Origin of the sequence: Succinatimonas hippei YIT 12066 (genome assembly GCF_000188195.1) — a bacterium.
GTDB classification, from domain to species: domain Bacteria; phylum Pseudomonadota; class Gammaproteobacteria; order Enterobacterales; family Succinivibrionaceae; genus Succinatimonas; species Succinatimonas hippei.
In genome coordinates this window covers 1-14,382 of record NZ_GL830954.1, presented here as the reverse complement: position 1 = coordinate 14,382, position 14,382 = coordinate 1, and the positions used below count along the sequence as shown (strand labels likewise).

14 protein-coding genes are annotated in these 14,382 nt (G+C 42.6%); 2 read left to right on the top strand and 12 right to left on the bottom strand.

Annotated features, from left to right (window positions below):
* Positions 1–332: 332 nt before the first annotated feature.
* Both HMPREF9444_RS01880 and fabB read right to left on the bottom strand, forming a co-directional pair.
* Positions 333–1,079, bottom strand: coding sequence for a pseudouridine synthase (locus HMPREF9444_RS01880; protein ID WP_009142631.1), 747 nt, complete (start codon positions 1,077–1,079; stop codon positions 333–335).
* Entirely contained in the window at positions 1,069–2,286 is a 1,218-nt protein-coding gene (gene fabB, locus HMPREF9444_RS01875; RefSeq protein ID WP_009142630.1) for a beta-ketoacyl-ACP synthase I, read from the bottom strand. The genes HMPREF9444_RS01880 and fabB overlap by 11 nt, the downstream gene beginning before the upstream one ends.
* A 294-nt stretch (positions 2,287–2,580) precedes the next feature.
* Here fabB and HMPREF9444_RS01870 point away from each other — a divergent pair, with 294 nt between their 5' ends.
* Positions 2,581–2,901, top strand: coding sequence for a GNAT family N-acetyltransferase (locus HMPREF9444_RS01870; protein WP_009142629.1), 321 nt, complete (start codon positions 2,581–2,583; stop codon positions 2,899–2,901).
* Between the two features lie 120 nt (positions 2,902–3,021).
* Positions 3,022–3,552 (top strand): conjugative transfer signal peptidase TraF, encoded by a 531-nt coding sequence (gene traF, locus HMPREF9444_RS01865; protein ID WP_009142628.1) that lies wholly within the window; start codon positions 3,022–3,024, stop codon positions 3,550–3,552.
* A gap of 51 nt (positions 3,553–3,603) precedes the next feature.
* On the opposite strand, the gene HMPREF9444_RS01860 is transcribed toward traF, so the two are convergent.
* The 10 genes from HMPREF9444_RS01860 to rpmF all read right to left on the bottom strand — a co-directional run bounded on the left by HMPREF9444_RS01860 (position 3,604) and on the right by rpmF (position 14,084).
* The gene (locus tag HMPREF9444_RS01860) at positions 3,604–4,695 is read right to left on the bottom strand and encodes a porin (protein WP_009142627.1); all 1,092 of its coding nucleotides are present in this window, start codon (positions 4,693–4,695) and stop codon (positions 3,604–3,606) included.
* A gap of 229 nt (positions 4,696–4,924) precedes the next feature.
* The gene (locus HMPREF9444_RS01855) at positions 4,925–5,995 is read right to left on the bottom strand and encodes a porin (protein ID WP_009142626.1); all 1,071 of its coding nucleotides are present in this window, start codon (positions 5,993–5,995) and stop codon (positions 4,925–4,927) included.
* A 210-nt stretch (positions 5,996–6,205) separates the two neighbouring features.
* A complete protein-coding gene (locus HMPREF9444_RS01850; protein WP_009142625.1) occupies positions 6,206–7,372 on the bottom strand; it encodes a porin in 1,167 nt (388 codons plus the stop codon).
* A gap of 661 nt (positions 7,373–8,033) precedes the next feature.
* Positions 8,034–9,281, bottom strand: a complete 1,248-nt coding sequence (gene fabF / locus HMPREF9444_RS01845) for a beta-ketoacyl-ACP synthase II (RefSeq protein WP_009142623.1) — start codon at positions 9,279–9,281, stop codon at positions 8,034–8,036.
* 136 nt (positions 9,282–9,417) lie between these two features.
* Positions 9,418–9,663 carry an acyl carrier protein gene (acpP, locus tag HMPREF9444_RS01840; RefSeq protein WP_009142622.1) on the bottom strand — a complete coding sequence of 82 codons (246 nt, stop codon included), beginning with the start codon at positions 9,661–9,663 and terminating at the stop codon, positions 9,418–9,420.
* Positions 9,664–9,843: 180 nt separating this feature from the next.
* Positions 9,844–10,587, bottom strand: a complete 744-nt coding sequence (gene fabG / locus HMPREF9444_RS01835; protein ID WP_009142621.1) for a 3-oxoacyl-ACP reductase FabG — start codon at positions 10,585–10,587, stop codon at positions 9,844–9,846.
* Between the two features lie 22 nt (positions 10,588–10,609).
* Complete coding sequence (gene fabD / locus HMPREF9444_RS01830; protein ID WP_009142620.1) at positions 10,610–11,545, bottom strand: ACP S-malonyltransferase; 936 nt, start codon at positions 11,543–11,545, stop codon at positions 10,610–10,612.
* Between the two features lie 43 nt (positions 11,546–11,588).
* Complete coding sequence (locus tag HMPREF9444_RS01825) at positions 11,589–12,539, bottom strand: beta-ketoacyl-ACP synthase III (protein ID WP_040909084.1); 951 nt, start codon at positions 12,537–12,539, stop codon at positions 11,589–11,591.
* A 319-nt stretch (positions 12,540–12,858) separates the two neighbouring features.
* Entirely contained in the window at positions 12,859–13,875 is a 1,017-nt protein-coding gene (locus HMPREF9444_RS01820; RefSeq protein ID WP_050778970.1) for a phosphate acyltransferase, read from the bottom strand.
* Between the two features lie 26 nt (positions 13,876–13,901).
* Complete coding sequence (rpmF, locus tag HMPREF9444_RS01815; protein WP_009142616.1) at positions 13,902–14,084, bottom strand: 50S ribosomal protein L32; 183 nt, start codon at positions 14,082–14,084, stop codon at positions 13,902–13,904.
* Between the last annotated feature and the right edge of the window lie 298 nt (positions 14,085–14,382).

The following is a 14,382-nucleotide window of genomic DNA, read 5'->3' as shown; positions in this document are numbered from 1 at the left end:
CTTTACAATAAATTCCTTAAATAATAAATAGTTAACTTTATATATTAATATTTTGCAAACAATCTCAAATACAAAAAATATTGTATATAAAAATATATCCTTGAAAAAAACGTATCTGAAAATTAATGTGTTTAGTTAAAAATCAAAACAAAAGATAAAACGATATAGCTTTATTAATGTATGGATAATGCTTTGTTTTCCATTAAGCTAATTTATACAAAAAGCATCTGTAAACAAAAATTACAGACGCCATACAACTAAAAAGAGACAAAACATACTCATCTACGGAGAAAATATTCTTATTTAAGAAACAAAAATAGACGGTTGTTATCTCAATCAGTAACTTTTGCAAAAAGGAGATCTACTTCATCATCACTAAGCAGACGATATTCACCTTCTTCAAGAGAGTCATCTAACTCAAGAGATCCGATTTTAAGTCTGGTAAGTTCAATCACTTCACAACCGACGCATTCAAACAAGCGTTTAACCTCATGAAAACGCCCTTCTTTAACCTCAACCAAACCGACGTTAGCGGATTCAATTGTCAATTTGGCGCTTTTATACGGAAATTTTTCCTCAGGATGCTTGATTCCCTTTAAAAAAGCACTTACCGCTTTTTCAGGGATCGGCTTATCGGTTACGGCACGATAGAGCTTTGTGATCTCTTTTTTAGGATGAGTTATTTCATGAATAAGCTCACCGTCATCAGTAACAATCAATAATCCTGTCGTATCAATATCAAGTCTGCCGGCACAATGTAAGGTATCAGGACGCAGCTCTTCCACAAAAAGTGAGGTTACGATACGATGATTGCGATCGCGATCGGCACACACCATATCAGAGGGCTTATTCAACATATAAACACGTTTTTTAAAGCCCTCTTCATAAAGAGATATCTCATCGTCATCAATAGTAATGATACTATTTACCGGAATTTTTAAAGCCGCTTCTAAAGCGGCTTGACCGTCTACCAAGACTCGGCCTTCTTTAATAAGTGCGCTTGCCTCTTTTCGAGATAATCCCGTAAGTTTTGACACGCACTTATCAAGGCGTTCTTTTTGTACTTTATCAGACACCATATTTCCTTAAAATCAAGGTGGCATTAGTACCGCCAAAGCCGAAACTGTTGGACATCACGGTATTAATCGCAGCAGATCTTGCGGTATTGGCAACAATATCAAGTCCTTGAGCACTTTCATCTAAAGTATCGATATTAATTGAAGGTGCGATGAAACTGTTTTCCAGCATAATTAAGCTGTAAATGGCTTCATTAACGCCGGCAGCTCCCAAAGCATGACCGGTCATGGATTTAGTTGATGAAATCGGCGGAACTTTATCTTTAAAAACGGACTTAATCGCTTCAATTTCCTTAACGTCACCGACCACCGTTGAAGTACCATGAGTATTGATGTAATCAATCGGATACGGGCAGGTTCTTAAAGCCTGACGCATGCAGCGCTCAGCCCCTTCTCCGGACGGAGCTACCATGTCATAACCGTCAGAGCTGGCCCCGAAACCTACCACCTCAGCTAAAATTTTAGCGCCTCTTGCTTTAGCATGCTCTTCATCTTCAATTACCACGATGCCGCCGCCGGCTCCGATTACAAAGCCGTCGCGATTTGCGTCATACGGGCGGGATGCTTTTTCAGGGGTTGCATTATATTTACTTGACAATGCTCCCATGCCGTCAAAAAGACAAGCAATAGTCCAATCAGCGGCTTCGCCGCCTCCGGCAAAAATAATGTCATGGCGGCCGAGCATAATTTCATCGCAGGCTGCTTCTATGCAATGAGCAGAAGTAGCGCAGGCAGAGCTTACCGAATAAGAAACGCCTTTTATCTTAAAAGGCGTTGCAAGACATGCTGAAGTAGTGGAACTCATAGCCTTGGTTACGGCATAGGGGCCGATACGCTTTACGCCTTTAGTGCGCAGAATATCGGCTGAATCCACAGTAGTTTTTGTCGATCCGCCGCCTGAACCTACGATAAGGCCGGTTCTTTCATTTGAAACATCTTTTTCTTCAAGGCCTGACATCGCGATGGCTTCTTTCATTGCGATATAAGAATAAGCGGCCGCATCGCCCATAAAGCGCAAATCGCGTCTGTCTATATAATCTTTAAAATCAATATTAACCATGCCGGCGACTTGTGATCTCATACCTTTTTCGATGAAATCAGGCTCTGCTACAATTCCTGAACGACCGACCTTTAATGATTCTAAAACGGCATCTTTTCCGATACCGATGCTGGACACAATACCATAACCGGTAATAACTGCTTTACGCATAAACGTCCCTGTCCTCCGAACTCTTTTTTACATTTACATTCAAACATTATTAGAACGTCAATTCAACCGCCTAAGTTAAACTTTTTATAATTTTTTTATCGCATCTGTAAATTTTATTTTTTACGCTTTAAAAAATCTTTTTTAAGCGATATTAAAGTGAATTTTACACAAAAAAAGTTAACTCCTTTTCCTAAAAATGCTATGTACTTAGCATCTTAATTTTTCTTAATTTTTTATAATCTTGCACCAAGAGTTTTTGAACATAAAAACAATTAAACAACATAAGGTCTTTTTATGCATATCCAACATAACAAGGATTTGCATCGGTTTACTGTTGAGATTAACGGGCATACAGCTTTAGTTGATTATCAGCTTTACGACGATGCCCTTGATATTCGCAAAACATTAGTACCAAAAGAGATAAGCGGCAGAGGAATTGCAGCAGCTTTAGTCAAAGCGGCCTACGATTATGCCGTAGAACAAAAATTAAAGTGCCTTGGCACATGTTCTTACGCTGTAGTATGGCTGGAGCGTCATCCTGAGTACAACGGACAAAAAAGCACGGACTATGTCGAAGGCTCTTGCGCTATTGCCCCGCATGCTGCTAAAAAATAAACTAAAAAATTTTTCAGCCTATATAAGCCGTTCGTAAAACAGTTGTGTGCAAATTGCACACAAACCTCAAAGTGCGTTTAGAAACTTTTTATATGATGTTTCTTTTTTAAGGAAACATCTATGCTTAAAGTTTTATTACAGATACTTATCACCCTATTCTTATTAATTTGCATTTTCTCTCTTCTTTTAAATTACCTAAATGCCTGGGTAAATGTTTCATCGTCTCTACCGATTGGCATCTACCTTATAGAACATGACAAAACCGCTCCTGCAAAAGGAGATCTGGTTTTATCCTGCCTGCCAAGTCATTATGCAAATATTGCCTTTGAGCGCGGCTACTTAACATCGGGAAAATGCGAAAACAAAATAGCCCCCGTCGGTAAATATATAGCGGCAATAGAAGGCGATAGAGTACTAACTACATCTGAGGGAATTTACATAAATAAAAAACTTATACCAAATTCAAAAGCGCAAATAACGGATGCAAACAGACGAAAAATGTTTACGCAAAACATCAACAGAACACTTAGAAAAAATGAAATTTTCTTGCTTAATGAAAAAGAAAATTCCTTTGACGGCCGCTATTTCGGAATTATAAGTACAACTTATATAGTCGGTAAATTAAAACCGCTTGCCGTAATTGAAAAGTAAATACTGAAAAACCCCGGAAATCCCGGGGTTGTCTAGGAGTGCAATGAAAATTTAGAAAGTGTAACGGGCACCTACTGAGTAAGTATTTTCAGTAAGAGTTTCATAGACGAAATCATCATCGGTACCGGCATCAAAGCGAGCCTCGGCCCAAACGTTGAAGTTCGGGGATACGTCATAATTTACATAAACAGGAATTATATGAGCATCGCTATTTTTATAACGTGAAACCTGCTCATTATCCGGATCGTTATTTAACCACTGATATCCGGTACGAATTGAAACACCGCACTCAAAGCCGTAGGCTAAAACGGCCTCAACACCCTGTACTTTATAATCAAAATCGCTGTTTTCCATGGAGAAGTCGCGAATATTGTACATGGCGGCGATATAAGGACCTACGTCAACAGAGCCCCAAGACAATACGGCAGCATATTGATTGTATCTGTCGTAGGTAAGATCAGCTGTGGCATCATCCTGGAAATGAGCAGATCCGAAACCTAAGCGTACGGAAATCGGTCCGAACAACACATCAGGAGAAGAATAACCGACAGCTACAGAGTAGGAATTGTCAATATCAAGCGCTTCTTCTTCACTATACCAGGCACCTTCAACACTTTGAGCGTCCTTAGCGGTACCGTAAGTGGCGGCAAAATCAAAACCGTAACCTGACCAGGAGTACATGATCATGCCGTCACGTTTATCGCCGTCACCTAATTGACCATAGCATCCCCAATCTTCATAAACATCAGTATATGAGGTAACTCCCTGATAAACTGCATCTTCAAAACGACCTGCCTGCAATGCGCCGAATTTACCGAAATCAGCACCGACAAAAAGGTATCGTGCGTCAAAAGAGTCAGTTGTATCATTATCAGCAACATCCCACTCGGCGTTTGCAAAAGCCGCAATATTGTCAGTTAAAGGAGTACGCAGATTAAGACCTAAACGACCGCTCGTTTGAATTGAGTTATCGTAATAACTGTTTGATCCCATTGCCTCAGAGCCGTGAGTTGAATATGCAACCGCCTGAACACGGCCGTATACTTCCATACTGGTTCCGTCTTTATCATAAACAGTAGCTGCAGATGCAGCGGAAGCTGCCGCTATTGAAGCTACAGCTAAAGCTAATAATGACTTCTTCATAGTTTTTTGTCCCAAATTTAAATTGTTTTTTTAGCTATAGATAATTATAGTTGTCTATTGCTAACGCAGCTTAGTATAACACAAATGAAGTTAGCGGCAACTAAATTAGTGATTGTTATTATTACATGCTTCAAAATTGATCATTAAAAAAAGAAAAAAGACAGGACTAAAAAAGATAAACCCCGGGCTATGCCGGGGTCAGAATCAACAACTGCGATGCAGCGACAGATTAGAAGGTGTAACGAGCACCGCAGGAGTATACGTCTTCTGAAAGATCGTAGTATTTGGTAAGCTCGTCAAATTCAGAATCGGTACCAACGTCAAAGCGAGCTTCAGCCCATACGTTGAAGTTCGGGGTGACATTGTAATTTACATATACAGGAATAACCTGTCCTGAAACATCAGAGCCGTTATCCTCGTCGCTGTTAAGCCACTGATAACCGGTGCGGATAGATACGCCGTTTTCAAAACCGTAAGCAACAACGGCTTCAACGCCCTGAACAGTGTAATCATTCTCACCGATCATGCTGAAATCACGCATATTCCAAACAGCGGCAATATAAGGACCTACGTCAATAGAACCCCAAGCTAAGGAAGCTGCATAATTATCGTATTTATCAAAAGAAGTGTTAGAACCGGCATCAGACTGGAAATTAGTTGATCCGTAACCTAAGTTAACGGAAATCGGTCCGAACCATACGTCAGGGGTGGTATAACCGACGGCAAAAGCGTATGAATTGTCAATATCAAGAGTCTCACCGGCTGCCCAAGCACCTTCAACGGTTTCACCGTCTTTAGCGGTACCGTAGGTAGCCATAAAGTTGACGCCGTAACCTGACCATGAATACATGAGCATTCCGTCACGCTTATCGGCATCACCTAATTGACCCCAGCAGCCCCAATCTTCATAAACATCAGAGTACGAAGTTACATTCCAGTAGATGGCATCTTCAAAACGACCGGCCTGAAGCTTACCGTAGTTACCAAAATCAGTACCGACATAGATACGACGATTGTTAAAAGTATCAGTCTTATCGTCATCTGCAACATCCCACTCGGCATTAGCGTATGCAGCGATGCTGTCATTTAACGGAGTACGGAGGTTAAAACCTAAACGACCGCTGGTCTGAATTGAATTATCTGAGTAACTGTTCTTAGCTGCATGAGTTGAATAAGCAACAGCCTGAACTCGACCGTACATCTCAACAGAGGTACCGTCTTTATCGTAAACGACAGCAGCAGAGGTAACTGAAGACATGGCAACAGAAGCAACTGCTAAAGCTAATAATGACTTCTTCATTTTATATATCCCAAATAAAGTTTTTATTATGTGTAAAGACAAAAATCTGTCTCAAAAAAAATTTTGCATTATAGCACTCTTTTTAAGTAGATAGAAAAAGAAGAATGAAGCGCACAGAAAAGAAGCTAAAGATGAGAAATTTCACGCATTACAAAGTAAAACCCCGGCATAAGCCGGGGTCAAAATCAACAGCTGCTAAACAGCGGCTGATTAGAAGGTGTAACGAGCACCGACAGAGTAAACGTTCTCTTCGAAGTTTACACCAGTCTCATGCTTGAAGCTTTTACCGTTTACAAAATCCTTATCGTCATCGGTACCGGCATCAAAGCGTGCTTCAGCCCAAACACGGAAGTTCGGAGTAACGTTGTACATAGCGATAACCGGAATGGTCTGAGCATCAACGTCAGCACCGTTATCTGCATCGTGGTTCATCCAGTTGTAACCAGCACGGAGGGAAACACCGTTCTCAAAGCCGTAAGCTACTACAAACTCAGCGCCCTGAACTTTGTAATCTTCAGCACTATTTACCATACCGAAATCACGGAACTGATACAAAGCACCAACATACGGACCTACATTCAGAGAGCCCCAGTATAAGGAAGCTGCGAACTGATCGTAATCATCATATGATTTGGTGTTAAGAGCAAATTGAGAGGGAGCATGAGCATCATCCTGGAAATCAGTATGGGCATAACCTACGCGAACACCAATCGGTCCGAAAAGAACGTCAGGTGACTGATAACCGACGGAAATGGCATATGCATCATTGATATCAAGTTTGCCTTCTTTAGCATCAGCTATAGGAGTAGCACCATACCATGCACCATCAACCAACTGGGCATCTTTAGCAGTCTGGTAGGAAACGTTGGCGGTAAAGCCATAGCCTGACCAGGTATACATAAACATACCGTCACGCTTGTCATCGTTATCAAGCTGACCATTGCAACCGAAGTCATCAAAAATATCGGTAGGAAGGAGAACGTACTTGACGGCATCTTCAAATTTACCGGCCTTCAACTGACCGAAAACGCCGAAATCAGCACCGACCCACAAATAACGAGACTTAAAGTGATCGTCTTTACGGTCACCAGCGCGCTCACCGTTATCGGCCATTTCCCACTCAGCCTTGGCAAAAGCAGCGATGCCGTCGGTCAACTGGGTACGCATGTCTAAGCCTAAACGGCCTGAACCCTGTAAACCGGTGTCACCATAAGAGTTGCCGGTCTTGCCTGAATCCTGAGAGTAAACAACACCCTGAATACGGCCGTAAACGGCTAAAGAGGTACCGTCTTTATCATAAACGGTAGCAGCAGAAGCTGCAGAGGTAGCTGCAACTGCAACAGCAGCAACAGCCATTGCTAATAATGACTTCTTCATAATCTTATCCCATTAAAAAATTATGTACTTGAAAACAAGTCATGGCATTTTTGCCACGGACTAAATATACCATTATTTTATTCTTTCTAAGCAACTATTTTTGCCCTTTTGTAGAGCTTTCTTTTTATTAAAAATTTAAATTTCACCTAACATCTTGATTTATTTATAAAAAGCATTTTTGATAAAATTTGAAAAAATTTAAAACTGTGAGGAACTTAACATTAATAATTTACAAAAATTTCGACTAATGAAACTGTTATATAGTCATATTTACAAGATTTTAAAATGATAACTATCTGATTTAACTAAATTTTATTAAAAAAGCAAACTATATAAATGTAAATATTAAACTAATATCAATTTAGTGTTATATAAAAATTAAATATTTAAAATTGTGAGCTTTGACAGGTAAATTTAAGCTTTACTGACAAATTAACTTAATCCATTGTTAAAAGCCTATTTTTACGTTCTTTTATAAATTATCTGCATCTTAATAATGAAAATTTAAAATTATGATTATAATGTCGATAATACTGCATTTAATTGCAAAATAATCTAAATATTTATATTAAAAATTTATGGGGACTTTTTAAATTTCAAAAAAATCCCCAAGTATTTGACTTGAGGATCTTTTCTATTTTAATTTTTCAAAACTTGAAAATTATTCGGGAAGCTTAAAAATAAGTGAACCGTTGGTACCGCCGAAGCCGAAGCTGTTGGTCAATGCGTACTCAAAATCATGTTTCTGAGCCACATTAGGTACCAAGTTGAAATCACCCACTTCAGGATCGGGATTTTCAAGATTGATTGTCGGAGGACAAATCTGATCGTGCAGTGCCATAACGGTAATTACAGCTTCAATTGCACCTGCTGCACCTAAAAGGTGTCCGGTCATGGATTTGGTAGAGCTCATGCAAGTGGTCTTGGGTGCATCGCCGAAAATTGCTTTAACCGCGCGCAGCTCGGACAAATCACCGATATGAGTTGAAGTACCGTGAGCATTAATATAGCCGATCTGTTCGGGCTTAATACCGGCATCACGTATGGCATTTTCCATGGAAAGACGGGCACCGGAGCCGTCTTCTGCGGTTGCAGTCATGTGATAAGCATCGCCGCTCATGCCGAAACCGACCAGTTCAGCATAAATCTTAGCTCCGCGGGCTTTAGCGTGTTCATACTCTTCGAGCACGAGAATACCGGAGCCGTCACCTAAAACGAATCCGTCGCGATCTTGATCCCAAGGACGGGAAGCCTTTTCCGGCTCATCATTGCGGGTAGATAATGCCTTTAGAGCACTGAATCCGCCGATACCCATCTGGGTAGAAGCTTTTTCAGATCCGCCGCAAACCATTGCATCAGCGTCACCGCAGGCAATAAGGCGTGCGGACAAGCCGATAGCGTGAGTGCCGGACGCACAGGCGGTTACGGTTGCAAGGTTAGGACCGCGCAAACCTTTTAAAATTGATAAGTGTCCCGACACCATGTTAATAATGGTGGAAGGAACGAAGAACGGGCTGATGCCGCGTGGTCCCTTATGAACCAAAGCAGTGATATTCTGCTCGATTAAACCGAGACCGCCGATACCGGAGCCTACCATTGCACCGATGCGGGTAGCGTTCTCCGGGGTTACTTCCAAACCGGAGTCTGCCAATGCCATCAAGCCGGCAGCAATACCGTATTGAATGAACAAGTCCATCTTGCGTTCATCTTTACGGGTAATACCCCACTGCTCGGGATTGAAATTCTTGACCAGACCAGCGATTTTAACTGAAAAGGCGCTGGTGTCGAAATGCTCAATGGTAGAGATGCCGCTCTTACCGGCAAGGAGGGACTGCCAAGATTCTTCAGCCGTACCGCCCACCGGACTTAACATACCCAGACCGGTAACTACAACCCTGCGCTTTTGCACCGTAGATGCCTCCAAAAACAAAAAATATGAAATTCAATACGAAAACGGAGATGACTAAGCATCTCCATCATTTCTATCTTCGACTCAGCTTTGCCGAGCCTGACATGCAAACGGCGGGTTATCCCGCCGCAGCTAATTATTTATCCTGATGGCTCTTGATGTAGTCAATTGCAGCCTGAACGGTATTGATCTTCTCTGCGTCCTCATCAGGGATTTCAGTCTCGAACTCTTCTTCAAGAGCCATTACGAGCTCTACAGTATCCAATGAATCGGCACCCAGATCATCAACGAAGGAGGCCTCAGGTACGACATCTTCCGGCTTAACGCCTAACATGTCAACGATAATCTTCTTTACGCGATCTTCAATATTGCTATTGCTCATTTCTTTTTGTTCAGTCTGCTGCGCAGATCCGTCCTATGTTAGAAGAGGTTGCCCGACCCAATGCCGGAAACCAAAATGATGAAGCGATTATATATGTTTTATTTAAATTTTGGTAGTCTAAATAGCTAAATTTACTCATTAAAACCACCAAAACAAAAAATAAATCACAATTTTAAAATTTTAGGCGCAGTGTAAACCGCCGTTAACATCAATGGTTGCACCGGTAATGTACGAGGCCATATCTGATGCTAAAAAGACAACGGCACCTGCGATATCTGCAACCTGTCCTGCTCTTTTAAGCGGAATACCGTTAATCCAGGCTTTTAATTGATCTTCTTTTAAGACCGCGGTCATATCGGTTTCAATAAAGCCGGGAGCTACACAGTTAACGGTAATGCCGCGCGGAGCCACTTCTTTGGCAAGAGAGCGGCTAAAACCGATAAGACCTGCTTTGGCTGCAGCGTAGTTACACTGACCGGCGTTGCCGATCTCACCTGTGATTGATGAAATATTGATGATTCTGCCGCTGCGCTTTTTCATCATGGGGCTTACGCAGGCACGGCACAGACGGGCTGCCGACGACAAGTTGCAGGTAATGACGGCATCCCAATCTTCATCCTTCATACGCATGAAAAGACCGTCGCGGGTAATACCGGCGTTATTCACGAGGATATCAGGAGCCCCGTATTTTTCAGATACGGCGGCAAATAAGGCATCAATGCTACCTTCTTCTAAAGCATTTAATACAAAGCCTGCGCCCTTGCCGTTTAAATATTCGGTAATGGCATCGGCACCTTTTTGCGAGGTTGCAGTTCCGCATACAGTTGCCCCCAAGGAAGCAAAAGCTTCGGCAATGCCTTTACCGATACCGCGGGAGGCACCGGTTACCAAAACGACTTTACCGGAAAAATCAAGTGAAAACATAGTTATTCCTTATGCTCAAATATTATTTAATAAGCTCGATTGCTTTATTAAGAGAATCTTCATCACAGATATTGGCAAGATCAAGAGATTTGTCAATTTTACGGTTAAGCCCGCACAGAACTTTGCCGGGACCGCATTCAATTAAAGCGCTGACACCGTCAGACTGCATAGCCTTGACGCACTCTACCCAGCGAACCGGTCCTACAAGCTGCAAAATAAGAGCTTTGACGATTTCATCTTTTGCAGTTAAAGGCTTAGCGTAAGCGTTGCAGTAAACGGGAATTGCCGCATCCTTTAAAGTAATTGACGACAATGCTTCCTTAAGCTTATCGGCAGCGCTTTGCATCATCGGACAATGAGATGGAGCAGAAACTGCAAGAGGAACTACGCGCTTGGCTCCGTTTTCGGCAAAGAATTTTGCAGCGCGATCGACTGCCTCCTTGGCTCCTGAAATAACAACCTGACCAGGAGTATTGAAATTGGCCGCCCACACGGCATCACCGTCTTGAGATACTGCCTTGCAGCCGTCAATTACAACTTCATCGGCAAGGCCTAAAACGGCTGCCATTGCCCCCTTGCCCTGCGGTACGGCTGCCTGCATGGCCTGACCGCGCAAACGCACCAGGCGCAGAGCATCGGCAAAATCCAAGGCACCTGCGGCAACTAATGCGCTGTATTCGCCTAAAGAATGACCTGCGACGGCGGCAGGCACTGCATCGATACGAGATTTTAATGCTCTTAATGCGGCAACGGATGCAGCCAGAATAGCCGGCTGAGTAACTTCAGTCTTGTTGAGCTCTTCAGCCGGGCCTTCTAAAGAAATCTTTTTTAAATCATATGAAAGAGCATCATTTGCTTCTTCGTAAGTACGTTTAACTTCAGGATCTTCAATAAAGGAAGCGAACATTCCGACGCTTTGCGAACCTTGACCCGGAAAAACGACTGCGAATTTTTTCATAACGTTAAAACTCCATTAAAAGCCCTAAGGCTGAAAATAAAAATCAGTAATGAACCAATGCCGAGCCCCAAACGAAGCCGCCGCCGAAAGACTCCAAAAGCAACATATCGCCGCGCTTGATGCGACCGGAGCGAACCCCTTCGTCAAGAGCCAAAGGTACTGACGCTGCCGAAGTGTTTCCCTGCTTATCCAAAGTAACGATTACCTGCGACATATCCATCTTAAGCTTACGGGCCGTAGCCGCGATAATACGTAAATTAGCCTGATGCGGCACTAAAAAGTCCAGCTCCTCATACGAAACTCCGGCTGCCTCTAAAGTATCGGTCACTAAAGAAGAAAGAACGCCTACCGCACGTTTAAATACTTCATTACCCTTCATGTACAGATATTCATCATGAGAGTTATTGCGGATAGGATAAGGAAGACGCAGCAAATCTCCCGATTTAGGATCGGAGGAAAGCTTGATTGCCAAAGTCCCGGGCTCGTCAGATGCACCCAGTACGCAGGCTCCGGCACCGTCACCGAATAAAATAATCGTAGTGCGATCGGTAGGATCACAGGTACGGGACACCAAGTCAGAGCCTACAATCAATACTTTTTTGGCCTGGCCCGAAAGGATCATACCGTGAGCCACACCGTAAGCGTAGCTAAACCCTGAGCATGCGGCAGCCAAATCAAACGCGGCCGCCTTTTCGATTCCTAGTTTTAAAGCAATTTCACAAGCGGCTGAAGGGAATGCATAAGTTGCGCTGGTGGTAGCACAAATAACAGCATCAATTTCGCTCGGATCGACATTTGCCGCTTCAAGAGCATTTTTACCGGCAATAGCTCCCATTGATGCAGCCGTTTCATCAGGTGCTGCAATTCGACGTTCTCGGATACCGGTTCTTTCAATGATCCACTCATCCGAAGTTTCAACCATCCGCTCCAAATCAGCGTTAGTCCGTATTGTTTGCGGTAAATATCCGCCGGTACCTAGAATTTTGGTATACAAAGCATCACCACTTAAATTTTCGCCCGCAGGCAGAATTTTAAAGTCGACGAAACTTCTTTTTAAGAAGACTCATCCTGCTTCATGCGGCATGTTATACCGCAAGTTAAAAAGAACCTTCTTATAAAAGCGCTTGTGCTTTTAGATAAGTCCTTTTTACATAAAGCCGTAACCTTAATTTCTTAAAACATAAAGATTATGGCTAAAACCACTTAATTTTTAAGTATAACATGACGCGTTAAGCCATGCTAAACAAAAGAAAAGCAAGACCCGGATTTCCCTGAAAAGATTCAGAGTTAAGTCTTGCTTTTAAGATTAAAAGTTAACGTTTAGAAACCGTGCGCTCCAACTCTTCTTTCATTAATTCGTATAAATCGCACTGCGCGGCTTTTGCTGCTTCAACCATAGCAACAGCCAAGGCTTCATCACCTGCCGACGCATGGCTTTTAACCGCAATACCGTTAACACCGAGTAAAAGCGAACCGTTATACTGCCAAGGAGTAAGCCAGTCAGGACAGGCAAGTTTAGCAAAAAAGCGCTTAATTCCTGATGATTTGGCAAAAATCGAAGCAACTCCCTCTGCTGCCTTTAACGCGACATTACCGGTAAAACCGTCAGTCACAATAACATCGCAGTCACCGCAGAAAATACGATTGGCTTCAACAAAACCTTCAAACAATAAATTATGATCGGCTCTAATTAATTCTTTTGCTTCCTGAATAAGACGATTGCCCTTTCCGGCTTCGGTACCGACATTTAAAACCGCAATTCGCGGATCGCTTATTCCCTGATAAAGCTTGGCCGCGGCATTGCCTAAAATAGCAAAATCGTACAAATCCTCGGCACTTGATGAAGCGTTAGCTCCTAAATCAAGCATTAAAGTAAAATGATTGGGGCCTGACGGCATCCGCGCACACAAGGCAGGGCGCACACGCCCTATCGTGCCTAGAATATGGCGGCACAAAACCACAAAAGGTCCGGTTCCGCCGCCTGAAACAACGGCATGAGCTTCACCGTTTTTAACCGCCTCAACGGCAAGCCTCATCGCAGATTTACGATAACCTGACAATACCTCTTTAGGATCTTCATCCTGGGGAATATTCTGGGAAGCTAAGCGAAACTCGTAACGTTTGGCATCAACGCCGGCTTTAGCTAAAGCTGAAGATAAATCAGAGGGCCCGAAAATAATTAATTTAAGCGAAGGATATAAAGCCAAAGCGAACCTCACGGCATTTACCACGGGTAAAAAACCGCGATCGCCGCCGGTTCCGTCTATAGCTACAACTATTTCTTTTTGCTTCGTCATGTACGTTAACGGGGCGTCAGGTAAACCTGACACCCCGTTTTCCTATTCAGTGAAATCGATTATTCTGCGTCTTTAACGTCAATAACCTTAACACCGCGATAGTAACCGCTCTCGGTTACATGGTGACGAAGATGAACTTCATCGGTTACCTTATCGACGGACAACTGACGGGCAGATAATGCGTCATGGGTACGACGCTTGTCACGACGTGAACGGGACTGGTGGTTCTGCTGAACGGCCATTTTTGTCTCCTAAGTTAATATAATACGGCGGAGATGTCTTTACCCCGCTTCTAAAACTTCAATCCTGACAACCACTAAAGTGGTTCTGATCGCAATATTATACGTGGTTTTTTCACTCTTTACAAGACATAAGTCCACGTCGTTGCGAAAACTTTAACCTTTTAAATCTTAATACCGCCTATTTTGTCATTAAAACGGCAGTGACTTAAAAGCGCAAGAATTCTACTGTTATTAAATGCGAATTAAAAGATCTTTTTACAAAAAATATGGCGACAACTTCATGTGAAGATTATCACAA

Excerpts from the sequence above, each read along its gene's own strand:
- HMPREF9444_RS01880 (WP_009142631.1), bottom strand. The coding sequence starts at position 1,079 with ATGGTGTCTGATAAAGTACAAAAAGAACGCCTTGATAAGTGCGTGTCA.
- fabB (WP_009142630.1), bottom strand. The coding sequence starts at position 2,286 with ATGCGTAAAGCAGTTATTACCGGTTATGGTATTGTGTCCAGCATCGGT.
- HMPREF9444_RS01870 (WP_009142629.1), top strand. The coding sequence starts at position 2,581 with ATGCATATCCAACATAACAAGGATTTGCATCGGTTTACTGTTGAGATT.
- traF (WP_009142628.1), top strand. The coding sequence starts at position 3,022 with ATGCTTAAAGTTTTATTACAGATACTTATCACCCTATTCTTATTAATT.
- HMPREF9444_RS01860 (WP_009142627.1), bottom strand. The coding sequence starts at position 4,695 with ATGAAGAAGTCATTATTAGCTTTAGCTGTAGCTTCAATAGCGGCAGCT.
- HMPREF9444_RS01855 (WP_009142626.1), bottom strand. The coding sequence starts at position 5,995 with ATGAAGAAGTCATTATTAGCTTTAGCAGTTGCTTCTGTTGCCATGTCT.
- HMPREF9444_RS01850 (WP_009142625.1), bottom strand. The coding sequence starts at position 7,372 with ATGAAGAAGTCATTATTAGCAATGGCTGTTGCTGCTGTTGCAGTTGCA.
- acpP (WP_009142622.1), bottom strand. The coding sequence starts at position 9,663 with ATGAGCAATAGCAATATTGAAGATCGCGTAAAGAAGATTATCGTTGAC.
- fabG (WP_009142621.1), bottom strand. The coding sequence starts at position 10,587 with ATGTTTTCACTTGATTTTTCCGGTAAAGTCGTTTTGGTAACCGGTGCC.
- fabD (WP_009142620.1), bottom strand. The coding sequence starts at position 11,545 with ATGAAAAAATTCGCAGTCGTTTTTCCGGGTCAAGGTTCGCAAAGCGTC.
- rpmF (WP_009142616.1), bottom strand. The coding sequence starts at position 14,084 with ATGGCCGTTCAGCAGAACCACCAGTCCCGTTCACGTCGTGACAAGCGT.